At 62.8% G+C, this 23,679-nt stretch carries 20 protein-coding genes; 5 read left to right on the top strand and 15 right to left on the bottom strand.

The window, feature by feature from the left end; genetic code table 11:
- Positions 1–44: 44 nt before the first annotated feature.
- From FVE66_RS03665 to FVE66_RS03695, 7 genes are all read right to left on the bottom strand, one after another.
- The gene (locus FVE66_RS03665; RefSeq protein ID WP_151446008.1) at positions 45–1,433 is read right to left on the bottom strand and encodes an AtzE family amidohydrolase; all 1,389 of its coding nucleotides are present in this window, start codon (positions 1,431–1,433) and stop codon (positions 45–47) included.
- Entirely contained in the window at positions 1,430–1,615 is a 186-nt protein-coding gene (locus FVE66_RS03670) for a DUF4089 domain-containing protein (protein ID WP_151446009.1), read from the bottom strand. Before FVE66_RS03670 ends, FVE66_RS03665 begins: the two co-directional genes overlap by 4 nt.
- Positions 1,612–2,430 carry an ABC transporter ATP-binding protein gene (locus FVE66_RS03675; protein ID WP_194164345.1) on the bottom strand — a complete coding sequence of 273 codons (819 nt, stop codon included), beginning with the start codon at positions 2,428–2,430 and terminating at the stop codon, positions 1,612–1,614. Before FVE66_RS03675 ends, FVE66_RS03670 begins: the two co-directional genes overlap by 4 nt.
- 1 nt (position 2,431) lies before the next feature.
- Positions 2,432–3,253, bottom strand: a complete 822-nt coding sequence (locus FVE66_RS03680; protein WP_151446010.1) for an ABC transporter permease — start codon at positions 3,251–3,253, stop codon at positions 2,432–2,434.
- A gap of 3 nt (positions 3,254–3,256) precedes the next feature.
- Positions 3,257–4,285: an ABC transporter substrate-binding protein gene (locus tag FVE66_RS03685; RefSeq protein ID WP_151446011.1), complete on the bottom strand. Its 1,029-nt coding sequence runs from the start codon at positions 4,283–4,285 to the stop codon at positions 3,257–3,259.
- 14 nt (positions 4,286–4,299) lie between these two features.
- Entirely contained in the window at positions 4,300–6,174 is a 1,875-nt protein-coding gene (atzF, locus tag FVE66_RS03690; RefSeq protein ID WP_151446012.1) for an allophanate hydrolase, read from the bottom strand.
- A gap of 129 nt (positions 6,175–6,303) precedes the next feature.
- Positions 6,304–7,389, bottom strand: a complete 1,086-nt coding sequence (locus tag FVE66_RS03695; protein ID WP_151446013.1) for a patatin-like phospholipase family protein — start codon at positions 7,387–7,389, stop codon at positions 6,304–6,306.
- A gap of 252 nt (positions 7,390–7,641) precedes the next feature.
- Here FVE66_RS03695 and FVE66_RS03700 point away from each other — a divergent pair, with 252 nt between their 5' ends.
- The gene (locus tag FVE66_RS03700; RefSeq protein ID WP_151446405.1) at positions 7,642–8,814 is read left to right on the top strand and encodes an MFS transporter; all 1,173 of its coding nucleotides are present in this window, start codon (positions 7,642–7,644) and stop codon (positions 8,812–8,814) included.
- Positions 8,815–9,714: 900 nt separating this feature from the next.
- On the opposite strand, the gene parC is transcribed toward FVE66_RS03700, so the two are convergent.
- Positions 9,715–12,027 carry a DNA topoisomerase IV subunit A gene (parC, locus tag FVE66_RS03705; RefSeq protein WP_151446014.1) on the bottom strand — a complete coding sequence of 771 codons (2,313 nt, stop codon included), beginning with the start codon at positions 12,025–12,027 and terminating at the stop codon, positions 9,715–9,717.
- Positions 12,028–12,094: 67 nt separating this feature from the next.
- Entirely contained in the window at positions 12,095–14,092 is a 1,998-nt protein-coding gene (locus FVE66_RS03710; protein WP_151446015.1) for a DNA topoisomerase IV subunit B, read from the bottom strand.
- A 186-nt stretch (positions 14,093–14,278) separates the two neighbouring features.
- Between FVE66_RS03710 and FVE66_RS03715 the strand changes: the two genes are divergently transcribed.
- A complete protein-coding gene (locus tag FVE66_RS03715) occupies positions 14,279–15,124 on the top strand; it encodes a response regulator (protein ID WP_151446016.1) in 846 nt (281 codons plus the stop codon).
- A 24-nt stretch (positions 15,125–15,148) separates the two neighbouring features.
- Here FVE66_RS03715 and FVE66_RS03720 read toward each other — a convergent pair whose 3' ends face one another.
- From FVE66_RS03720 to FVE66_RS03730, 3 genes are read right to left on the bottom strand one after another with little or no spacing between them, the layout of a single operon-like run.
- Complete coding sequence (locus FVE66_RS03720) at positions 15,149–16,318, bottom strand: vWA domain-containing protein (RefSeq protein ID WP_151446017.1); 1,170 nt, start codon at positions 16,316–16,318, stop codon at positions 15,149–15,151.
- Between the two features lie 2 nt (positions 16,319–16,320).
- Positions 16,321–16,923, bottom strand: a complete 603-nt coding sequence (locus FVE66_RS03725) for a GNAT family N-acetyltransferase (RefSeq protein ID WP_151446018.1) — start codon at positions 16,921–16,923, stop codon at positions 16,321–16,323.
- A gap of 36 nt (positions 16,924–16,959) precedes the next feature.
- Positions 16,960–17,814: an AAA family ATPase gene (locus FVE66_RS03730; protein ID WP_151446019.1), complete on the bottom strand. Its 855-nt coding sequence runs from the start codon at positions 17,812–17,814 to the stop codon at positions 16,960–16,962.
- A gap of 119 nt (positions 17,815–17,933) precedes the next feature.
- On the opposite strand from FVE66_RS03730, the gene FVE66_RS03735 reads away from it, so the two are divergent.
- The 3 genes from FVE66_RS03735 (at position 17,934) to FVE66_RS03745 (ending at position 21,009) form a co-directional block, all read left to right on the top strand.
- A complete protein-coding gene (locus FVE66_RS03735) occupies positions 17,934–20,099 on the top strand; it encodes a site-specific recombinase (protein ID WP_161993178.1) in 2,166 nt (721 codons plus the stop codon).
- A gap of 223 nt (positions 20,100–20,322) precedes the next feature.
- Positions 20,323–20,643 (top strand): c-type cytochrome, encoded by a 321-nt coding sequence (locus tag FVE66_RS03740; protein ID WP_151446021.1) that lies wholly within the window; start codon positions 20,323–20,325, stop codon positions 20,641–20,643.
- A 12-nt stretch (positions 20,644–20,655) separates the two neighbouring features.
- Complete coding sequence (locus FVE66_RS03745; protein WP_151446022.1) at positions 20,656–21,009, top strand: c-type cytochrome; 354 nt, start codon at positions 20,656–20,658, stop codon at positions 21,007–21,009.
- Positions 21,010–21,704: 695 nt separating this feature from the next.
- Here FVE66_RS03745 and FVE66_RS03750 read toward each other — a convergent pair.
- From FVE66_RS03750 to rsxB, 3 genes are all read right to left on the bottom strand, one after another.
- On the bottom strand, positions 21,705–22,130 hold the full coding sequence (locus FVE66_RS03750; protein WP_151446023.1) for a DUF1841 family protein: 426 nt from the start codon (positions 22,128–22,130) through the stop codon (positions 21,705–21,707).
- Positions 22,131–22,297: 167 nt separating this feature from the next.
- Positions 22,298–22,948 carry an endonuclease III gene (gene nth / locus FVE66_RS03755; protein WP_151446024.1) on the bottom strand — a complete coding sequence of 217 codons (651 nt, stop codon included), beginning with the start codon at positions 22,946–22,948 and terminating at the stop codon, positions 22,298–22,300.
- Positions 22,945–23,673, bottom strand: coding sequence for an electron transport complex subunit RsxB (rsxB, locus tag FVE66_RS03760; protein ID WP_151446025.1), 729 nt, complete (start codon positions 23,671–23,673; stop codon positions 22,945–22,947). The genes nth and rsxB overlap by 4 nt, the downstream gene beginning before the upstream one ends.
- Between the last annotated feature and the right edge of the window lie 6 nt (positions 23,674–23,679).

Raw genomic sequence — 23,679 nt, forward strand, 5'->3', positions numbered from 1 at the left:
CTGGTCTCTGGTTTCTTGTCAGTAGTGCGGCAGTGATCCATGGGTCATGACGGCAGGGTGGCAATACGGCAATGCGCCACTTGTTCCTGCTCCAGCAAGCGGGCAGCGGACAGGCAGATATCCTCGCGCCACGGCGCGGCTATCAACTGTACCCCCACCGGCATCGGCGCGCTCGACTGCGGCCATACCGGTACGGTGCAGACCGGCAGTCCGATGCACGAGATCGGCTGCGCCAGCAGGCCAAGGCTGGCGCGCGCCGGCAAGCTGACGCCGTGCAGATGCAGTTCTGCTGTGCCGATCGCCGGCGCCGCAACCGGCGTGGCAGGCGCCAGCAGCAGGTCGAATTCATGGAACAGGGTGTTCGCGTCCTGCAGCGCCTGTTGCCTGACCCGCTGCGCTTTGACCAGCCAGTCGGCCGGAATCAGGCTTCCGGCCACCAGCCGGTCGCGTGACAGCGGCTCGAACTCGTCGTAGTGGCTGCGCAGTTTATCCCGGTGCAGCGATCCGCCTTCGGATCCGGTGATGATGAAGCCGGCGGCGCGGGCCATTTCGGCCGACTGCCATTCGACGCAACGGGTCGCACCCAGCACCTGTGCGCACAGTCGCACTGCTTCGCGCGCTTCATCCGCGGCCCAGCGATGGAACCATCCACCCAGCACGCCCACGCGCAAGCGGCGCGGCATGCCAAGCCGGCCCAGCACTGCTTCCACCGGCCGCTGCGCGCAGGCGGTGTCGGCGGGCGCCGGACCCTGCAGCACGTCGTAGGCGGCCGCGAGGTCGGCAACGCTGGCGGCGAACGGCCCCAGGTGATCCAGGCTGTGCACGAACGGAAAGGTGCCGCTGCGCGGCAGGCGGCCGTAGGTCGGCTTCAATCCGAACACGCCACACAGCGACGAGGGCACGCGTATCGAGCCATTGGTATCAGAACCCAGCGTCAGCGGCACCATGCCGGCGGCCACCGCCGCCGCCGATCCGCCGGAGGAACCGCCGGCGATGCGGGTTGGATCGTGCGGATTGCGGGTCGGACCATACCAGGTGTTCTCGGTGGTGAATCCGTACGCATGCTCGTCCATGTTCAACATGCCGAGCAGGATTGCGCCGGCATCCCGCATGCGTGCAACCAGCAAGCTGTCGTCATGAGCAGCCGGATTGGCGGCGTTGAGGCGCGCGCCGGCCAGCGTGATTTCGCCGCGCACATCGAACAGGTTCTTCACTGCATAGGGCACGCCGGCCAAGGGCGGAAGTGGCCGGCCCTGTTCGCGCAGGGCATCGATAGCGCCAGCTTCCTGCCGGGCCCGCTCCAGCGTCAGGCTGGTGAAGCAGTTGAGCGCCGGGTCGAGTGCCGTGATGCGGTCGACGGTCTCGGCCAGGATCTGCTGCGCGCTGCGGGCGCCGGAGCGCAGTGCGGCGCTGATCAGGGCAACATTGTTCATGGCCGGAATACCCCCGCTTGTTCGGCTTCCAGCGGCAGGGGCAGGTCCAGGAAGCTGTCGGCAATCCCTGCTATGCGGCTGAACTGCAGGGCGATTTCGGCGCTGCGCTCTTCGCTGAAATCGTAACCCTGCAGCCGCAGCGCGGCACGCACGTACTGTTCGGTTTCCATCGTGCGGTTCATCTGCGCACCTCGCGCTGGAAGATTTCCAGGCTGTGCTTCTTGGTCTCGATGAAGCGCGGCGTCGACAGCGTCTCGATGGTGCGCGGACGCGGATCGTCGTAGTCCAGTATCTCGGCGATACGGGTCGGACGCTTGGTCAGCAGCAGCACCTGGTCGGCCAGGTACACGGCTTCTTCCAGATCATGCGATACCAGCATCATGGTGGTGCCGGTCTGCATGAACACTTCCTGCAGTTTTTCGCGGATGAAAAGCGTCATCTCGAAATCCAGCGCCGAGAATGGCTCGTCGAGGAACAGCACTTCCGGCCGCGGCGCCAGCGCGCGCATGATCGACGCGGTTTGCTGCTGTCCGCCCGAGAGTTCGTAGGGATAGCGGTTCAGGTCGAACTTGACGTCGAACGAGGCGACCAGTTCTTCCATCCTGCGGTTGATCTCGGCATTCGACTTGCCTTCCAGTTTGAGCGGGTAGGCAATATTGTCGATGGTACGCAGCCATGGGAACAATGCTTCGCGGTAGTTCTGGAACACGTAGCCGATCCGGGTTTCCTTCAGCGACTTGCCGTCGAACAGGATTTCCCCGGAGTCGATCGGGACCAGGCCGGCGATCATGTTGATCAGTGTCGACTTGCCGCAGCCGTTGGGGCCGAACACCGAGACGATCTTGCTCTTCGGTATGTCGAGGTTGAAGTTCTCGTACAGCGGCCAGCCGGCGAAATATTTCGTCAGGCCGCGAATGGTGATGTGGGTGCCGGCCGGACCGGGTTCGAAGGCCGGGACCGGTGCGTCGATACGCATGAAAGCGTCGGTGGGTCGCATGTTATCTCCCGCTCCAGTGAACGATGCGCTGCTCCGCCAGCAGGAACAGCACGTTGAGGGCGTAGCCGAGGACGCCAGCGGCAAGGATGGCGGCATACATGCTCTTTACATTGAGCACCTGCTGCGCATCGATGATGCGGTGTCCGAGGCCGTTATCCGAGCCGATGAACATTTCGGCCACGATCACGATTACCAGCGCCATCGACACCGCCGAGCGCAGGCCGACGAATACCGGCTGCAGGCTTTCCCAGATCAGCACGTCCTTGAATATCTGCCAGCGCGACGCGCCCATCACCCGGGCAGCCATCACGCGCTGCTTGCGCGCATTCATCACGCCATAGGCGCTGGTGAACAGCACGATCAGCAGCGCGCCGAAGGCGGCGATGGCAACCTTGTTGACGTCCGATACCCCGAAGATCAGCAGGAACAGGGGAATCAGCGCCGACGACGGCGTGGAGCGGAAGAAGTCGATCAGGAACTCGACGCTGCGGTAGGCGCGTTCGTTGCTGCCGAGCGCAATTCCCACCGGTACGCCGACCACCGCTGCGATGGCGAAGGCTTCGAGCGTGCGAATCACCGTCACGACGAAGTCGAGCAGCAATGGTCCGCCGGCCAGCCCGGTGACCATGGCGACCACGGTGTCGGTCGGGGCTGGCAGCAGGATCGCCTTGATCCAGCCAAGCCGTACCACCAGGTCCCAGATGACGAACAGGACCAGCGGGCCGATGCAGGGCAGCAGTGCGCTCCAGGAAATGCGGCGTGGTATTGCCACCGGCTGGGCGCCGGTCCACGCTGCAACAGGTGCAGGAATCGGATCGGCCATGATTTACCCCTTGTAAAGCATGCTGTCGACCAGGACCCGGCGGGTGAAGATGCCGCGGTCGGAGAACAGGTCGTAGAACTTCTGGAAATAGGCGACGTCGCTCGGCTTGAACTGGCTGTAGAGCATGTAGTCGGACATCGGCACTTCGGAAGTCAGCGGACCCTCGATTGCGGTATAGCCTTTCAGGAAGGGCCGCGCCTGCGCCGCCTGGTTGCGCACCAGGTCGACACCGCGCATATAGGCGGCAATGTACTTTTTGGTGGCGTCAGGATATTTCTTGATGAACTCCGAGGTCAGGCTGGCGGCACCGCCATGCCATGGCGCCATCGGGTCGCCGAGGATGTATTTCGCCACCACGCCGACCTCCAGCGTGCGGGTGATGCCGTTGAGCCGTCCCACGGTGCCGGTCGGCTCCAGCGTGTAGCAAGCGTCAACCTGGCCGGCCGCCAGCGACGCGACATGCTGCCCGATCGGCAATTCGATCACCGTCGCTCCGGTTACGCCGGCTTTTTCCAGGATGGTCTTGGCAATCGTCGAGTTCTGGATGCCAGGGCCGGAAGCGATGCGCTTGCCTTTCAGGTCGGCCATGGTCTTGACCGGACTATCCTTGGCAACGATGAATTCATCCAGCACGTACTTGGCATTGGTGGGGTTGGTGCAGAATATTTTCAGCAGTCCCGGCTGGGCGATTTCGCCCAGTGCCAGCGCCGCCGACGCGGTGCCGTTCGAACTGCCTTCCGCGCGGCCTGCCAGGATCGCTTCGATCACCTGCTGGGCGCTTGCAAATTTCAGCGGTTCGACATTCAGCCCGGCTTCTTTGAAATAGCCTTTTTCGATCGCCACGAAGAACGGCAGCGCCGAGGCAACCGGCCAGAATCCGATCCGCATCTTTGGCGCCGACTGCGCGAAGACCGGTGCACCAATCCCGGCGAGGGCGGTACCTGCCAGGGCGGCGCCCATGAATTGGCGGCGGCGGAGCGAGGCAGGAGCGGCGATAGCGGAGGCGGCGCAAGTGGTGGAATGTTTTTTCATTTGATGAACTCCTGTCACAGGGAAGTGGATGTCGGGTTGGATGAATCGGAAGCAGGTGATGCGGGTGCAGCCGGTGCTGAACTTGATCCTGGTGGTGGCGGTGATTCGGTAGTGGCCGGCGCAACTGCGGCCATGAAGGCACGCCAGCCACCGTATGAGCTGATGTCGCGGGCGCCGCCAAGCGCGCCCTGCTCGCACAGGAAGCCTTGTATCTGGCTGCCATCCTCCAGATCCAGCGTGCCGATGCCGAGCGGCGCCGGGATCAGTGCGACGAAGGAGCCGTAGGAGGCAACTGGCAACTGCCAGATTTCCAGTTCGACCTGCGCGCCCTGACCTGATGCGACGCGCAACAGGCCTGGCTTTGGCGGCACGGTTCCGGCCAGTGCGTAAAGGCGGTAATGGGCGGCGCTGCGGGTGCGCCGCACCAGGCGCGCGCCGCGCTCGGTCAGCTGCCAGTTCAAAGGCATGCCGGACAGGTGCGCACCCACGACGGCGATCTCGACGGTGCCGCCGGCCAGATGCGCGAACGACTGCGCTGCAGGAACTGGCTCGGCCGAGGTACCCAAGCCAAGGCCGCTTGCGGCGTGATAGCGCGCCGCCAGTTCGGCCAGGCGCAGCTCGCTGCCGGCCGGGCCGATCAGCGTGATGCCGAACGGGAGCCCATCTGCGCGCATCGAGGACGGAACGGCAATCGCGGCCAGGTCCAGCAGGTTCACCGCATTGGTGTACAGGCCCAGGTTGCGATTGCGGCTGACCGGCTGCTCTGCCAGTTCCGCGAGGGTGTAGATGGTCGGCGCGGTGGGCACCACGAGGACGTCGATCGCTGCCATCGATTGCATCGCCCGCTGGCGCAGGCCGGCCATGCGCCGCATCGCGTCGAACAGTTGCGCAGCATCGTATCCCCGGCCGTTGCCGATGATCTGGCGAACCACCGGATCGATCGAATCGGGGTGCTGGTCGAAGAAGTCGCGGATTGCCGCATAACGTTCGGCTACCCAGGCGCTTTCGTACAGCTCGGTGGCGGCCACCGACAAGGGCTCGTAGTCGATCTCGCTGGCCTCGCCCCCGAGCGCAACCAGGCGCGCGACCGCGTCCTGGAATGCCGACGCAGATTGCTCGTCACCGCAAAAATCGAGATGCGCAGCGTCCGGCATGCCAAACCGGAAGCGCGAAGGGAAGGCGCGATTGTCCAGCGGCAGATGGCGCGACCAGGGATCCTCGGGGTCGTGGCCGGCGGCGGCCAGCAATACATGGACTGCTTCGGCAACGGTGCGGGCAAAGATCGACGGGCAGTCTATGTGCGCGCAGGCGGGCAGCACGCCACGGGTCGACAGCAGACCGCGCGACGGCTTCAGGCCAACAATGTTATTGAACCCGGCCGGCACCCGGCCGGACCCGGCAGTGTCGGTGCCCAGCGCGAAATCGACCAGGCCCAGCGCGACAGCTACTGCCGAACCGGAACTGGATCCACCACTGATATAAGCCGGATTGAAGGCATTCGGCACAGCGCCATATGGTGAGCGCGTGCCGACCAGGCCGCAGGCGAACTGGTCGAGGTTGGTCTTGCCGGCCACCGCGGCACCAGCCTGGAGCAGACGCTGCACCACAGTGGCCGAGCGTTGGGGTGAATAGGCAAAATCGGGGCAGGCCGCAGTCGTCGGATAACCGGCGACATCGATATTGTCTTTCACCGCGAACAGCTTGTTGGCTAGCGGCTGCGGGGTTGCGGACAGGCCTGGGCCGGGCTCCGATATGATCGGTCCGCGACTGATCCATATGGACGGCGCTGCGTCATCGGCAGCAGCACGGAATGTCGCGGCGCGGACTGCAAGCGCTGCAGGGCAGCGGTCTTCTGCTTTGGCGGAGAGGGTATTTTCGTGTTCTGGCATGGGGCACCAACTTGTATACTAGTCTGCGTACAAGCAGGTACTGTGCCAGCACCATCCCGGCAGCGAGCGGGATGCTCAGAGCCGTCAGAAGCTTCAGTGCGGTGAGAGCGGTGAGAGCGGCGAGAGCGGTCAGAGTGGCCTGACCAGGTCCAGGTCGGGCCTTTCCACGAATGCGCTGAGCTCATCGCGCAGGCGCTCGCCTTCGGCGATGGCGTGCTTCCAGTCGCGGATGCGGCGATCATGCTCCAGGCCGTAGTGCGGAAAATCGCGCCGGTCCGGCAAGCGGCCGCGCGGCAGGCGGCGCAGGAATTCCGGCGATGGCGAAATCAGCAGGACATTGTCCAGCCAGCCCCGATTCACACTGCGTGCTGCGCGCCGCCATGGCATCTGCTTGTCCAGCCAGCCCGGGACGATGTGTTCGCCGAAATGCGGGTACAGCACCAGGTCGCCGGTCGCCCTGGAGTAGGGCAGCGCAAGGTGATAGTCGACCAGCCCGCCGTCCCAATAGGTTCCGGCCGGCGCATGCGGCAAGCTGCGCACCGGTTCCATCACGAAGGGCAATGTGCCGGAGGCGAGCAGTGCCAGTTGCAGGTTGTCCGCCGTGAGCGGCGCGCTGCGCGTGTCGAATGCATCGAAGGGCTGATGCAGCCATGCCGCAGCATCACGCTGGTCGTGGATCACTACCCGCTGCATATGATGTGCCAGCAGCCGCCGCGATACCGCGTTGGACAGCGCAGCTGCGCCAAAGCCGGCCATCACGGACAAGGGGCGTTGGGGCGCCGCCAGCAGCCGGGTGCCACGCGTTGCCAGCACATGCAGCCGGTGATGCGGGTGGGCGACGATCTCGCCTTCATGCCCGCCGACGAAATGATCGATGATGCGGCGACAGACCGCGGTGACGAAGGACGCCGACGGCTTGTTCGGATAGCGTTGCTGTTCGCAATACAGCGTCGACAGCCGCTCGAATGCGGCGACCGGATCTGCATGACAGGCTGCGGCCAGCCGCCAGGCGCCGATCGACGCGCCGACCAGCGCGCGTTCGCGCGGTGATCGCGGCAACCAGTCGCCGAACAGCCACTGGTCCAGGTGCTGGAATATCAGGCCTTTCGGGCCGCCCGCAGCAGCGGGAATGATGGCCACATCGGCCGCGCGCAAGCCGTTTTTCTGCAACAGGGCCAGCGCGCGCGGTCCGGCCTGGATGACGAGGGAGCTCATGAACGCCGGAGTGTAACCGAAAGCGGATTGCCGCGATTCGCCCTATACTTTGCGTTTGCCTTTGCGCGGCAGCAGTTCGGCGCGCTTGCATCATCAATAAATGTGTCCGGGCGAGGCGTCTAGCTTGACCCTTCAATTCGCTGCGAGGCACAGCAGGAGACGAGCATCAAATTGCCAGCCTATCCCTGGAACGGACCGGCCGTTCCCGATTCCCCCTATGCAGTCGGGCGCCTGCTGATTGCACTGGTCCTGATGACCTTGGGTGCCGGCGGCATGTATGTGGTGCCGGTCGTGCTGCCAGCGGTGCAGGCCGATTTCGGCATCACCCGCGCCGATGCGTCGCTGCCCTACACGCTGCTGATGGTGGGCTTTGGCGCCGGTTGCATCGTGCTGGGAAAGATGGCCGACCGTTTCGGCGTGATGGTTCCACTGCTGATCGGTGGTGTTGCGCTCGCCGCCGGTTACGCACTGGCCTCGGTATCTTCCAATATCCTCCTGTTCGCGCTGGCGCATGGCCTGCTGATCGGATTTCTCGGCTGCGCCAGCACTTTTGTCCCGCTGATTGCCGATACCTCGCTATGGTTCCTCAAACGCAGGGGCATTGCCGTCGCAGTCGCCTCCAGCGGCAATTACCTGGGTGGCGTGATCTGGCCACCCATCCTGCAGTACTACATCGAGACCATAGGCTGGCGCCAGTCCTACCTGCTGCTGGGGCTGTTCAGCGGCTTGGTGATGGTGCTGCTCGCCTTATTGATGAAGCGCCGCCCGCCGCTGCCGGCGCCGGCTCCGGTTGTCAAGGGCGATGTGGTCGCGGCGGCCCTGCCGTTCGGCATGTCGCCAAATCGCGCCACGGCCATGCTTTGCATCGCCGGCGTGGGCTGTTGCGTCGCCATGGCGATGCCGCAGGTGCATATCGTTGCCTACTGCGGCGACCTCGGCTACGGCGCGGCGCGCGGCGCCGAAATGCTGTCGCTGATGCTGGCCTTCGGAATCGCCAGCCGCCTGATATGCGGCGCAATTTCGGATCGTATCGGCGGACTGCGTACGATACTGATGACGTCTGCCTTGCAGGCGCTGGCGCTGCTGCTGTTCCTGCCGTTCGACGGGCTGGCTTCGCTGTACGTGATATCGGCACTGTTCGGCATGTTCCAGGGCGGCCTGGTGCCAGCCTATGCGATCATCGTGCGCGAATACTTTCCGCCATCGGAAGCAGGCGCGCGTGTCGGCATGGTGATGACATTCACCATGGTCGGCATGGCGCTGGGTGGCTGGATGTCGGGAAAAATTTTCGACTTGACGGGTTCTTACCAGGCAGCTTTCCTGAATGGCTTTGCCTTCAACCTGGTCAATTTCGTGATTCTGCTGATTTTGTTGATGCGGGTACGCCGGCGCGGCGATCCGCTGCGAGGCATCGCTACCGCGTGATGCTGCGGATGATTACCCACATTCTTGGGTGAGTGGTTTGGTTGTTCTGCGGTCGGTGGCTCGCGGTCCGTTTGGCTGGATTTGATGGTTGTGGTTGTGAAGCCGGGAGACACCCCGGCAGGTGTGTAACTTTCTTTTGGAAAAGAAAGTCACCAAAGAAATCAAATTCAACACCCACTTGGCCAACGCCCGCCTCAATAGCCAACCAGACGCGGATGTCTGGGCTAATCCAATGCGACGTTCGCGAGGAAGGTCCTGCCACACGTTCGCATCTGACCGGGATCAGCCAACCCGCTTCAATGCCGCCGACCGCACACCACCGCTCGTTGACTCCTAATTATTTTCGAAGCTGCTAATTGATTCTTGAGGTCGGGTTGCCAAGGGTGCGCGGCATCCCTGGAATTTTCTGCTGCCATTTGCCCTTCGTTGCCCTTCTTTGAGCAGCCACTCGCTTGTTTGAAGCTTCGAAAAACATTAAGAGTCAACGGTGCGCTGGGCATCGGTATAAGACACTTCATGGGGTTGGCTGATTAGGTAAGAGGCGTACAGCCGAGGGATCATCTCTCGCGAACGTCGCACTGGATTAGCCCAGACATCCGCGTCTGGTTGGCTATCGAATCTGGCGTTGGCCAAGTGGGTGTTGAATTTGGTTTCTTTGGTGACTTTCTTTTCCAAAAGAAAGTTACACACCAGCCGGGGTGTCTCCCGGCTTCACAACGACAAACAACAAACCCAGCCACACGACCCGCAAGCCAAAAAGCCACAAAACAACAAAACAACAAAACAACAAAACCAAAAAGCCACAAAACCACAGTTATGGGTATGGCTCAGCCCTTGAAAGGGAGGGAGCGTTCTTGGCGTGCGCCAGTCGGTAGCCCCGACGGCGGCGCCGCTTCCAGATTAGCGCAACGGCGTCAGCGCCACCGGCTTGACCGTCGATTCCAGCTTCTTCCCCTTGCGCGCGCGCTTGCCAGTGTGGGCCGCAAGTGAGTTGCCGACCAGGTTGATTTCCAGCGCCTTGCCGCCGCGTCCGGCTCCGGACACCATCACGCCGCGCTGCCCGATCGGCTGCGCCACCAGCAACTTCTCGCCCTTGTCCAGCTCCATCAGGGTCAGGCCGCGGCCGCCGCCGGACATGGTCTTGATTTCAGCCAGGCCGAATACCAGCACGCGGCCTTTTTCGGACAGGCAGGCCAGGTCGCTGTCCTGGGCCGTGATCTCGCGCGGCGCCAGCGGCAGGTCGCCTTCATCCAGCGTCAGGAATGACTTGCCCGCGCGCAGCCGGCTTGCCATGTCGGCCGCCCTGGTGGCGAATCCGTAGCCGGCCGTGCTGGCAATCAGCAGCAGCGTATCGGCCGGGCCGGCAAAGAAATGCATCAGCTGGGTGCCGGGTGCGAGGTCGAGCAGCGTCGTCACAGGCGCGCCGTCGCCGCGCGCGCCGGGCAGCGCCGATACCGGCACGGTATAGACCCTGCCATTGGAGCCGAAGGCCAGCACATTGTCGACGGTGCGGCATTCGTATGTGCGATACAGGGCATCGCCGGCCTTGAAGGTGAACTGGCCCGCGTCGTGGCCATGTCCGGTGCGGGCACGCAGCCAACCCTTTTGCGAAATGATCACGGTGACCGGTTCGTCGATCAGCTTTTGCTCGACCACCGCGCGCTCGGCTGCTTCGATCAGCGTGCGGCGGGCATCGCCGAACTGCTTGCCGTCGGCTTCGATCTCCTTGATCACCAGCCGCTTCATCGAGGCCGGGGAATCCAGCAGGTCCTGCAGAGATGCACGCTCGCCGCGCAGCGCCGCCAGCTCCTGCTCCACCTTGATCGCTTCCAGCCGCGCCAGCTGGCGCAGGCGGATTTCTAGGATGTCTTCCGCCTGCCGGTCGGACAGCCGGAAGGCGGCGATCAGCGCCGATTTTGGTTCATCGGATTCGCGGATGATGCGGATCACTTCGTCGATATTGAGCAGCACCGCCATCCGGCCTTCGAGGATGTGGATGCGGTCGTCGACCTTCTGCAGCCGGAAGTTGGTGCGGCGCGTGATCGTGTCGAAACGGAACGCGACCCAGTCCTGCAGGATGGACAGCAAGGGCTTCTGGCGCGGCCGTCCGTCCCGGCCAATCATGACCAGGTTGATCGGCGCGCTGGTTTCAAGCGCGGTATGCGCCAGCAGCAGGTTGGCGAATTCTGTCTGGTCCTGGTTGCGCGACTTCGGTTCGAACACCAGGCGCACCGGGGCGTCGCGGCCGGATTCGTCGCGCACGGTATCCAGCGCGGCCAGCATCACCTGTTTCAGGTTCATCTGCTCGGCGCTGAGGGCTTTCTTGCCAAGCCGGACTTTGGGATTGGTCAGCTCCTCGATCTCTTCCAGCACCTTCTGCGAGGATGTTCCCGGCGGCAGTTCGGTGACCACCAGCTGCCATTGGCCGCGCGCCATGTCTTCGATTTTCCAGCGTGCCCGCACTTTCAGCGAGCCGCGTCCGGTTTCGTAGATGTCGGAGATGGCCGCAGGCGAGGTGATGATCTGGCCGCCGCCCGGATAGTCGGGGCCGGGCAGGATCGCCATCAGTTCGGCATGGCCAAGCTTGGGGTCGCGGATCAGCGCGACGGCAGCTTTCGCCACTTCCTGCAGGTTGTGCGGCGGAATCTCGGTCGCCATGCCGACTGCAATGCCGGAGGCGCCATTGAGCAGCACCATCGGCAGTCGCGCCGGCAGCAGCCGCGGCTCCTCGGTCGAGCCGTCATAGTTCGGCTGAAAATCCACCGTGCCCATGTCGATTTCGTCCAGCAGCAGGCGGGCGATTGGCGTCAGCCGTGCTTCGGTGTAGCGCATTGCCGCCGCGCCGTCGCCATCGCGCGAGCCAAAATTTCCCTGGCCGTCGATCAGCGGGTAACGCAGCGAAAAATTCTGCGCCATGCGCACCATCGCGTCATACACCGACTGGTCGCCATGCGGATGCAGTTTGCCGAGCACGTCGCCGACGACCGCCGCCGACTTGCGCGGCTTGGCAGTCGAATCCAGGCCCAGCTCGTTCATGGCGTACAGGATGCGCCGCTGCACCGGCTTCTGGCCGTCGCAGACGTCGGGCAGGGCGCGTCCCTTGACCACCGAGATCGCGTAGTCGAGATAGGCGCGTTCGGCGAACGATGCCAGGGTCAGGGATTCGCCGTCGCCGGAGGGCACGGCGTCGAACAGGGTTTGCTGGTCACTCATCGATTATTCATTCAAGCAGTGCCGGCCTTGCTGCGCCGGCGGATTCATCATGTTCGGGGCTGGCAGTTCAGATGTCGGCTTCGACTTCGTTGCCGTGTTCTTCCAGCCAGCTGCGGCGAGCCGCGGCTTCGCCCTTGCCCATCAGCATGGTGAAGCACGCTTCCGAATCGGCGGTGTCGAAGCTGCCGAGTGCCACCGGTAGCAGGCGGCGCGTGTCCGGATTCATGGTGGTTTCCCAGAGCTGTTCCGCATTCATTTCGCCGAGTCCCTTGAAGCGCGAGATCGACCAGCCGTTTTCTTTCACGCCGTCCTTGCGCAGCTTGTCCTGTATCGCCACCAGTTCGCCATCGTCCAGCGCATAGATCTTTTGCGCCGGCTTCTTGCCGCGGGCAGGCGCATCGACCCGATACAGCGGCGGCCGCGCGACGCAGATGTTGCCGCGTTCGATCAGCTTGGGGAAGTGGCGGAAGAACAGCGTCAGCAGCAGCACCTGGATATGCGAGCCGTCGACGTCAGCGTCGGACAGGATGCAGATGCGGCCGTAGCGCAGGCCCGACAGGTTGGGCTCGTCGTTCGGCCCGTGCGGATCGACGCCGATGGCGACCGCGATGTCATGGATCTCGTTGTTGGCGAACAGCCGGTCGCGCTCGGTTTCCCATGAGTTGAGCACCTTGCCACGCAGCGGCAAGATGGCCTGGAATTCCTTGTCGCGTCCCATCTTGGCCGAACCGCCCGCCGAATCGCCCTCGACCAGGAACAGTTCGTTGCGCGTCGTGTCAGTCGATTCGCAGTCGGTCAGCTTGCCGGGCAGGACCGCCACGCCGGAGGATTTCTTCTTCTCGACTTTCTGTGCCGAGCGCAGCCGGGTCTGGGCCTGCTTGATCACCAGTTCGGCAAGCTTGCGGCCGTACTCCACGTGCTGGTGCAGCCACAGTTCGAGTGCCGGGCGAATGAAGCCGGACACCAGCCGGACCGCATCGCGCGAGTTCAGGCGCTCCTTGGTCTGTCCCTGGAATTGCGGGTCGAGCACGCGTGCGGAAAGCACGAAGGAAACGCGCGCGAACACGTCCTCGGGCAGCAGCTTGACGCCCTTGGGCAGCAGCGAATGCAGCTCGGCGAAACTCTTTACGGCATTGAACAGGCCATCGCGCAGTCCTGATTCATGGGTGCCGCCGGCAGAGGTCGGTATCAGGTTCACATAGGACTCGCGCACCACATTGCCTTCCTCGGTCCACGCCACCACCCAGGCTGCGCCTTCGCCTTCGGCAAATCCTTCTGCGTCCGCGCCCGCGTACTGCTCGCCTTCGAACAGCGGGATCAGCAGTTCGGCGCTGGAACTTTGCGCCAGGCTCTCGTTCAGGTAGCCGCGCAGACCCTGCTCGTATTTCCAGGTCTGCGTATCGCCGGTCTTGGCATTTACCAGTTCAACCCGCACGCCAGGCAGCAGCACCGCCTTGGAGCGCAGGAGGCGGATCAGGTCGGCCATCGGAATTGCCGGGGAATCGAAGTATTTCGGATCTGGCCAGGCCGTGACCCTGGTGCCGGAACGCCGGTCGTCACGGCCCGCCGGGCGCGACTTCATCTTTTCGATCACGTCGCCGTTGGCAAAGGCCATCTGGTGCACGCCGTTGCCCTGGTCATCCTTGCGCCACACGGTGATTTCCAGCCGGGTCGAGAGCGCATTGGTGACCGACACGCCAACGCCATGCAGGCCGCCGGAAAAGGCATAGGCGGCGCCGCTGGCCTTGTCGAACTTGCCGCCGGCATGCAGGCGGGTGAACACGATTTCCACCGTCGGCACTTTTTCTTCAGGATGCATGCCTACCGGAATGCCGCGGCCGTCATCCTCCACGGTGACGCTGCCGTCGGTATTGAGCGTGACCGTGATATTCCGGCAATGGCCGCCGAGCGCCTCGTCGGAGGCGTTGTCGATGACTTCCTGGATGATGTGCAGTGGACTTTCCGTCCTGGTGTACATCCCCGGACGCTGCTTGACAGGCTCGAGTCCTTTCAGGACCCGAATGGATGATTCGCTGTATTCGGAAGAAGGCTTTTTGGTTGCCATGCAATGGTATTCAGGTGTTGGACGGCCGGCGACGCCCGCCGGCGAGTCTGCATTCTAATGAAATTCGTGGCGGTGGGGCGGTATTGCGAGCCGGTCCGTGCTGTCAGGATGGAATTTATTAACGATTGACGCCTTGTATCCCAACAGTGTTGGCAAATTCGCCAAACCCGGCTTATAAAACCGCCCATGACAAAAAGCCACGCCCACCCATTTGCGCTGCGTCTCATCGGATATTCGGTCGAAGACCGCACCGAATTGAGCCGACATTTCGCCATTCATCACAAGAATGGCGGCTTTGCCTATCATGCCCTGCACGAGGACAACCTGTTGTGCCCGGACCTGTACCTGGTCAATGCGGATTCGCCTGATGCCCTGGTCGCCCTGGATCGATTGCGTCCGGCGCCGCTGCGGCCGGCGCTGCTGGTCGGATCGGCACCGGTCGCGCTGCATTACCCCTTCCTGCTGACGCCGCCGGACACCGAAACCCTGCTCGATGGCCTCGACCGGCTGGTTGAACAAAGGGCAGAAGCCCTGTCAAGGCTGGATGCGTCAGACAAGGTGACGGTACCGGAACGCCGTCGTCGCTTGCCGCCTGACATGCATGGCGCAGAATATGCGGCACTGCGCAAGCAGGCAAAAGAGGGCGGTGTGCTGGTCGTGGACAAGGACGCTGCATTCAGCGAGACCCTTGCCCGCATGCTGGCGTCGAGACGAGTGCGAGTTGACCGTGCAAACGATTTTCGAACGGCAACCATACTGTGCAAGCAGTTCGATACCTCGCTGGTTTTTATCAACACGGGAACCCCGGCGATCGATCCCTACCAGTTGTGCGAAGCGATCAAGACCACCGGCGGGCACCCGATCACGATCATCTTCATGGTCGGCCGCTACTTCAGCTACCACTCGGCCTGGGCAAAAGCCGCCGGTTGCGAGGGCTTCGTCAGCAAGCCGCTGACCGAACGACAGATCTCCTCGCTGCTGGAGAAATACTTGCCCCGGCCCTCGCCGCAGCAGGAGAAACCGGCAGGCTGATCGGGTGAAGCCAAGCCTTGAGCGCTACTTGCTCAACAACCTCATCGCCCGTTCCAGCCCCTCTATCGTCACCGGAAACATCCGGTCGCTCATCAGTTGCTTGATGATCGAGATCGACTGCCGGTATTGCCACAGGCCTTCCGGTTCCGGGTTCAGCCAGACAAATTTGGGGAATGCAGAGGTGAAGCGCTGCAGCCATTCGGCGCCGGCTTCCTCGTTGTTGTATTCCACCGATCCGCCGGCTTGCACGATTTCGTAAGGACTCATCGTCGCGTCGCCGACGAAAATGACCTTGGTGTCGGGCGTGTACTTGCGCAGCACGTCCCAGGTCGGGAAACGTTCCGCATGGCGCCGCCGGTTGTTCTTCCACAGGTAGTCATACACGCAGTTGTGGAAGTAGAAGAACTCCATGTTCTTGAACTCGGTTTTGGATGCCGAGAACAGTTCTTCAGTGCGCGCGATGTGGTCGTCCATGGTGCCGCCGACATCCAGCAGCATCAGCACCTTGATATTGTTCTTGCGCTCAGCCTGCATCCGGATGTCGAGGTAGCCGGCATTGTTCGCTGTGGCGCGGATGGTGTCGTCGAGCGCCAGTTCTTCCTGTGCGCCCTCGCGCGCGAACCGGCGCAGGCGGCGCAAGGCCACCTTGATGTTGCGGGTGCCGAGTTCGCGCTGGTCGTCGTAGTCGCGATAGGATCGGGCGTCCCACACTTTCACTGCCGTCCGGTTCCCGCCCTGGCCGCCTATGCGTATGCCTTCCGGATTGGTGCCACCGTTGCCGAATGGCGAGGTGCCGCCGGTGCCTATCCATTTGTTGCCGCCCTCGTGCCGCTCCTTCTGTTCTTCCAGCAGCTGCTTGAGCCGGTCCATCAGCTTGTCGTAGCCCAGCTTTTCCAGCTCGGCCTTCTGCTCGGGCGTCAACTCGCGCTCCAGCCGCTTCATCAGCCAGTCGAGCGGTATGTCGGCATTCTTCTCGAACAGCGACTCGATGCCCTTGAAATACAGGCCGAAGGCGCGGTCGAACTTGTCGAAATGCGCTTCGTCCTTCACCAGGGTGGCGCGTGCCAGGTAGTAGAACTGGTCGAGCGAGGGCTCGATCACGTTCTTTTGCATGGCTTCCAGCAGGATCAGGAATTCCTTGATCGAAACCGGAACCTTTGCATCTTTCAGCGTGAAAAAGAAATCGATCAGCATGGTCAGGTCCCGCCGTCCGGTCGGGCCAGTTTGTGTTGCAAGTGGCGCCTGACGGTCGGCCACTCGGATTGGATTATCGAAAAAACCACCGTATCGCGCAGCGAGCCGTCAGCCATGCGCTGGTGATTGCGCAACACGCCATCCTGCTTTGCGCCCAGCCGGGCGATCGCTGCACGCGACTGCTGGTTCATCCAGTGCGTGCGGAATTCGACCGCAATGCATTCCAGCGATTCGAATGCATGTGTCAGTAGCATCAGCTTGCATTCGGTATTGATTGCAGTGCGTTGCACCCGCCTGGCATGCCAGGTATGGCCGATTTCCAGCCGCCGGTTAGCCGCATCGACATTGAAATAGCGGGTCGAGCCGACGATATCGCCGCTGGCGTTGTCGCGGATCACGAATGGCATCGCGCCGGCCTGCTCGCGCATGGCGAGGGCGGCATCGATGTAGTCCCGCATCTTGTCCGCACCAGGGACGAAGGTGTACCACAGGGTCCAGAGCCGGCCATCCGCCGCTGCCGCGTTCAGCTCGTCATGATGCGACGCTGCCAGCGGTTCCAGCGTGGCATGGGTTCCGCGCAGCGTGACGGGTTCGATGAATGCCATGGCCTGTGGGTCCTGTGTCCGTGACGCTTTTATGGTTTACCGGTTGTTGCGCGACATGAAGACCAGGCGCTCGAACAGATGGACGTCCTGTTCGTTCTTGAGCAAGGCGCCATGCAGCGGGGGGACCGCTGCCTTGGAATCCTTGCCACGCAGGATTTCCGGCGGAATGTCTTCGGCCATCAGCAGCTTCAGCCAGTCCAGCAGTTCGGAGGTGGACGGCTTTTTCTTCAGCCCGGCGACATCGCGCACTTCGTAGAAGGTCTGCAGCGCCTGCGCCAGCAAATCCTTTTTCAGGCGCGGGTAGTGCACGTCCACGATCTGCTGCATCGTGTCCTTGTCCGGGAACTTGATGTAATGGAAGAAGCAGCGGCGCAGGAAGGCATCCGGCAGCTCCTTTTCGTTGTTCGATGTGATGATGACCAGCGGCCGGTGTTTGGCGCGCACCATCTCGCGGGTTTCATAGACGTAGAACTCCATGCGGTCGAGTTCGCGCAGCAGGTCGTTGGGGAACTCGATGTCGGCCTTGTCGATCTCGTCGATCAGCAGCACCACCCGTTCCTCTGATTCGAACGCCTTCCACAGCACGCCCTGGACGATATAGTTGTGAATGTCCTTGACCCGCTCGTCGCCGAGTTGCGAATCGCGCAGGCGGGAGACGGCGTCATACTCGTACAGGCCCTGCTGGGCTTTGGTGGTCGATTTGATATGCCATTGCAGCAGGGGCATGCCGAGCGCGGCCGCCACTTCTTCTGCCAGCATGGTTTTTCCGGTGCCCGGCTCACCCTTGATCAGCAGCGGACGCTGCAGGGTCAGGGCGGCATTTACAGCCAGTTTCAAATCCTCTGTGGCAACGTAACTCTGGGAACCTTCGAACCGTGTATCTTGTCGCATGATGTTGTTTGTCAATGAGATCGGAAGAAAGCCCAGTATAAGCGAGAACGATGTGGCAGGCAGTCGCCCCAAGGGACGCTGGCGCCTGCCGAGGAAAAAATTGCTTGCAAGGGAGCACGATGAAATTTTATCTGTTGAGGGCCTGGGCACGGTGCCGCAGGCTGCTGGGCCGCAACGGCCCGGAGCAACGCGAGACGAGGCAAGTGGGGCAACTGATGCGCCGCGCTTCTCCGTTTGGATCATGGACCGAGCGGGCGCACTGGATGGTCGATGTCGCCGCATGGCTGCGGGCCGAGCCGCCGGTCTGGTCCGAACAATCGTCGGGCCTGGTCTGCGCCCACCGTCGGACCCGCTTGCTGCTTGACTGGTTGCAACAGGACAAGGAGCGCCGTCGCCTGGTGCAGACGACGGTCCAGAAAACCTTGCGCGAGGCGGTCGGTCCCGAACTGTTCTGCGGCGCCGGTTTGCGCCGCAGGGCGGGAATCCTGCACGAAGTGCTGAAGCGCATCGGTCGCATGGTCCTGCCCGGCACCCTGGTTCCCGGCGACTTGTCTGCGCTGCTGCTGGCGATGTTCCCTGATGCGAAAGACGAACGCTGGCTACGCAGTCTCGACGCCGGCACCCGGCGCCGGCTGTGGAAACTGATTGCCGACGACGGCATTGGCCACAGCCTGCAGCAGCAGATCGACGAGGCACTTCATTTCCTGGTGAACGCCGTGGTTGCCACCGGCATCGGTCCGGAAGTGAGGCAGCGGCTGGGCGCGCGCCTGCCCTTGCGGGCCACGCCCTTCATGGCGCTGCGGCTGGAACTTGAAAAATACCTGGCGCTTCCGGCCCCCGACGAAGGCGCGATGCGCAGCGTGCGCATGCTGCTCGCGGTGTGCCAGGCGCAGACCGACAAGGTATATGAGCACCTGGACGAATACGGCGTGTCGGTATCCCTGGTGGTCGAGATAGAACAGTTGCGCGCGCGCCTGACACGCATGGCCCGCCTGATGGACCTGCGCTCGGCGGTGAGCGACGACGTCGCCGGACATGCATTGCAGATATTCCTGGCCGAAAGCGTGCGCGATCATCATCGTTCGGCTGCCGGCAGCATGATCGGCCGCAGCTTTTCGCTGCTGGCGCGCAAGCTGGTCGAACGCAACGACCGCCAGCAGGAACACTACGTGGCGCGCGACCGCAACGAGTACAGCGATGTGTTGAGGGCGGGTTGTGTCGGCGGTGCGGTGCTGGCGCTGACGGTGCTGGGCGTGCTGGTGATCGAGAGCACCGCGATGGCCGGCTTCTTCGAACTGCTTGCGTATTCGTCGCTGTTTGCCGCAAGCCTGCTGGCCATTGCCGCTCTTGGCGGCGTGCTGGCAGTACGGCAGTCGCCGGTAGTGGCGCCGATCCTGGCGGCGCATATGGGCTTGCTCGATACGGTCGAAGGCTTGCGGGGGCTGCTCAAGGACAGTGCTGCGCTGTTGCGGGCCCAGGTGGCGGCGGCGGCGGGCAATCTGTTGGTCGCGGTGCCGGCAGTGGCCGTGATGGCAGTAGCTGTGCGCACATGGGGCGGAACCGGGCTGGTGTCCAATGCGACTGCTGGCGAAGTAGTCCACTCGCTTTCGGTATTCGGGCCTACTCCATTGTTTGCAGTGCTGACCGGGCTGATGTTCTGGCTGGCGAGCCTGGCGGCTGGGTTGGCCGACAACTGGTTCGTGTTGCACCGCCTGCGCGATGCCGTGGCGCACCACCCGGGCCTGCGCATGTTGTTCGGGGCGGCGCGCACACAGCGTTTTGCCGACTGGTCGGCGCGCCATGTTCCCGCCATCGCCGGCGGCCTGTCGCTGGCCGTGCTTCTGGGAATGTTGCCCGTGGTCGGCGAGTTCTTCGGGATGCCGCTCGATGTGCGCCACGGCGTGCTGTCCGCGGGCATGCTCACGGTGGCTGCCATTTCTGCCGGCCTCGGCGCTTGGCAGGATCCTTCCACCTGGTTGGCAGTTGCGGGCGTCGTCGCCAGCGGACTGATCAATGTCGGCACTGCCTTCTTCTGCTCGCTGGCGCTGGCCATGTTCGCAAGGAATGTCAATGGACGGGCGCGCCGGATGATCGTGCGTTCCTTGTGGCGCCGCTTGCGTGCAGCGCCGCTGGCTTTCGTGCTGCCGCCGAAATGGCAGCCGGTTGCGCCGGTGCCCAGGGTGCGGCGCAGGGAAGCCGCCAGGACGCTGTCCGATCAGGCTGAAAATCCTGGCGATATCCGGAATCCGGACCGGCTTGGCAAGGATCGCACGGGAACCGACTGATGTGCCCTGGTGGCCAGCGCCACTGGCGCGTGCTGGCGGCGATGGCAGGCAGCGGCGCGCCACTCACCCCGGTGGTGGCGCGACCGGGCTTTCGTTGCATGGACGATTACAAGCTTGTTGGGTTAGAATGGGCCGATTTTGCGCGCAACGACAGGGAGACCTGCGCCGGCGACGCTGGCGCCTCACGCGCAATCTTCAGATTTCAATAACTAATCCATCTACCATGAAGAAACTCCTTGCACTGCTCGCGCTGGCGATCGTAGCCCAGGCATCCGCAGCAGCGGACGCTGCCGGCAACGCCCAGGCAGGCGCAAACAAAAACTCTATGTGCATCGGATGCCACGGCATTCCAGGCTACAAGGCGACTTTCCCCGAGGTGTACCAGGTGCCCAAGCTGGGCGGGCAGGGCGCGAAGTATCTCGAAGCAGCGCTGAACGCCTACAAAAAGGGTGAGCGCAAGAACCCGAGCATGCGCGGCATCGCCGCCAGCCTGTCCGACCAGGACATCGCCGATCTTGCTGCTTACTACGCCACGCAGAAATAAGGGAAGTCCGTCATGAAGAAAACTTTTGCTCTTGCGCTGCTGGCCGGCGCATCCGCGTTGTCGGCGAATGCATTTGCCGCCGGTAATGTAGCCGCCGGCAAGGCAGCTGCCGAGAAGTACAACTGCGCATCCTGCCACGGCAAGGACTACAGCTCGCCTATCGATCCGAGTTATCCGAAGCTGGCCGGCCAGCATCGCGATTACCTCGAACACGCGATGCTCGGTTACCAGCGTGGCGCCAACGCCGCCAACGGCCGCGGCAACGCGATCATGGGTTCGCAGGCCAAGCCGCTGTCGAAGCAGGACATCGCCAATATTTCGGCCTACCTGGCGAGCTTGCCTGGCAGCCTGGTGCTGAGGAAGTAATCATTGGCCGCATTTGCGGCTGAGGAGTGTGGCCTGCAGCATGGCCGCGACAAAAAACCCTTTCCGTGTGAAAGGGTTTTTTTTTGAGCATCTGGATCGTGCTTGACAGCGTAGACCAGCGCACGCCACGAACGCTCCCTCCCCTCGTCACTCGTCATGGGGTCAGGTCTTGACTTTTACTGCACAACCGTTCGGTTGAGTACAAGTCAAGACCTGACCCCATCACCTGTGGTGGGTAAGTGGATTTGCGGCGTGTTGGCTTGCGGTCGGTGTGGCTGGGTTTGTTGGTTGTGGTTGTGAAGCCGGGAGACACCCCGGCGGGTGTGTAACTTTCTTTTAGAAAAGAAAGTCACCAAAGAAACCAAATTCAAAACCCACTTGGCCAACGCTCGCCTCGATAGCCAACCAGACTCGGACGTCTGGGCTAATCCAGTGCGACGTTCGCGAGTGATGATCCCTCGGCTGTGTGCCGCTTACCTAATCAGCCAATCCCATGAAGTGTCTTATACCGATGCCCGGCGCACCGTTGACTCTTAATGTTTTTCGAAGCTTCAAACTGGCGACGTCGCGTCATGGGGGCAGGTCATGGGGTCAGGTCTTGACTCATACTCGACCGAACGATTGTGCAGTACAAGTCAAGACCTGACCCCATTGGCTCATCAACTCGATCGGCCTTTGGCGCTCTTGCTCTCCAGTCAACCCTGGCGCCGCACGCACTCCACATAAGCCGCGCCGTCCGGCGGTAGCCCTGAACGTTGCGCGTTCCACAGCATCTGCCCCAGGCATTCCATGATTGCGTGGTGCGCCTCATGCTCGGAGCCACGCCGGTTTGCCAGTTGGACGAAGGCTGCGCGTATGCCAGGTGGCTGGTCGATCGAGATCTGTTCCGCGATCGACAGGTGCATGGACAGATGCAGGAAGGGGTTGCTCTGTCCGCGCTCGACGGAATAGTCCGCAGCGAGTGCGTCGTCCACGTTTCTCAGCGAGTCCTCGTATTCGGGATGCTGTACCAGCCAGTCGCGGGCGATCGATTCGAGCGGGGTCAGCACTTCACGCGCCTGCTCTTTGCGCCAGGTTTCGCAAAAAAAGCGGCGCACATCGTCCTGGGATGGGTTGAACATGATTGGTCGGATTGGTCGGATTGGTCGGATTGGTCTGGATGGTCCGGATCTTGGCGGCGGGCCGCGAGAACGGTGATCTTACGCCGGGCTCCGGCATGGCGCCCGGCTGGTGGCTGCACGGTCGGTCGTCGAACGTGGCCAGGCTCAATAATCGTAATCAGACGTCGTCAAACGCCTTTTGCCGGCATCGGTGTCTTGTCAGGGTAGTCGCACAGGTCCGCGATCATGCAATTCCAGCATTGCGGGTTGCGCGCAGTGCAGGTGTAGCGGCCATGCAGTATCAGCCAGTGATGCGCGTCCATCAGGAATTCCGGCGGCACCAGTTTCATCAGCTTGTGCTCGACTTGGTCGACATTCTTGCCGGGCGCGATCCCGGTGCGGTTGGAAACCCGGAAAATATGGGTGTCGACCGCCATCGCCACTTCGCCAAAGGCCGTGTTCAGTATCACGTTCGCGGTCTTGCGGCCGACACCTGGCAGGGCCTGCAGCTGTTCGCGCGTGCGCGGCACTTCCCCGCGGTGTTCGGCGAGCAGGATGCCGCAAGTCCTGATCACGTTGCGTGCCTTTGTCCGGTACAGGCCGATGGTCTGGATATACGGGATCAGGCCTTCCTCACCCAGCGCGAGGATCTTTGCCGGGGTGTTCGCCACCGGGAACAGTCGCCGCATTGCCTTGTTCACCGAGACGTCGGTCGCCTGCGCGGACAGGATTACTGCGATCAGCAATTCGAACGGCGTGGTGTATTCGAGCTCGGTAGTCGGGTGCAGGTTCTGGGCCCGGAAGCGGGTGAATATTTCGCGTCGCTTTTCTGCGTTCATTGGCGCTCCCGGTCGTCCGCAGCTTGCTGTTCCTGCGCCAGTTTTTTCAGCCGGGCGCGTTCCATTGCGGCGGCAACGATGGCTTTCTTGCGCTCCTGCTCGCGTTGCTGCTCGGGGCTGTCGGCCGCTTCCTGCTCCAGTTGCCTGAGCTTGGCGGCGGCTTTCGCTGCCAGCCTGGCATCGTTCTCCTGCGCCTCGCGCTGTAGCCGGAAGCTGCGGAACTGGTAGCGCTCGCGCGCCGCATCCGCTTGTTCTTGCGACCAGGCGGCCCAGCCGCTGCGGCCAGGCGTGACGTCGACCATGGCAATGCAATCGACGGGGCAGGGCGGCACGCACAGGTCGCATCCGGTGCACAGCTCCGGAATCACCGTATGCATCTGTTTGGCAGCGCCGACGATCGCGTCGACCGGGCAGGCCTGGATGCACAGCGTGCAGCCTATGCAAAGGTCTTCGTCGATCACCGCTACCGGGCGCGGACGTTCAATGCCGTTGACAGGATTGAGCGGAATGACAGGCTTGCCCAGCAGGCTTGCCAGTCGCCGGACGCCTTCGGCGCCGCCGGGAGGGCATTGGTTATATCCAGCCTCGCCGGCCGCGACCGCTTCTGCATACGGGCGGCATCCGGCATAGCCGCACTTGGTGCACTGGGTTTGCGGCAGCAGGTCTTCGATCTGGTCGGCGAGCCGTGATGCGGGAGATGGGGATTTGACAGGAGAGGCGGGCATAGCAGG

It is taken from the genome of Lacisediminimonas profundi (assembly GCF_008831265.1).
Classification (GTDB): domain Bacteria; phylum Pseudomonadota; class Gammaproteobacteria; order Burkholderiales; family Burkholderiaceae_D; genus Lacisediminimonas; species Lacisediminimonas profundi.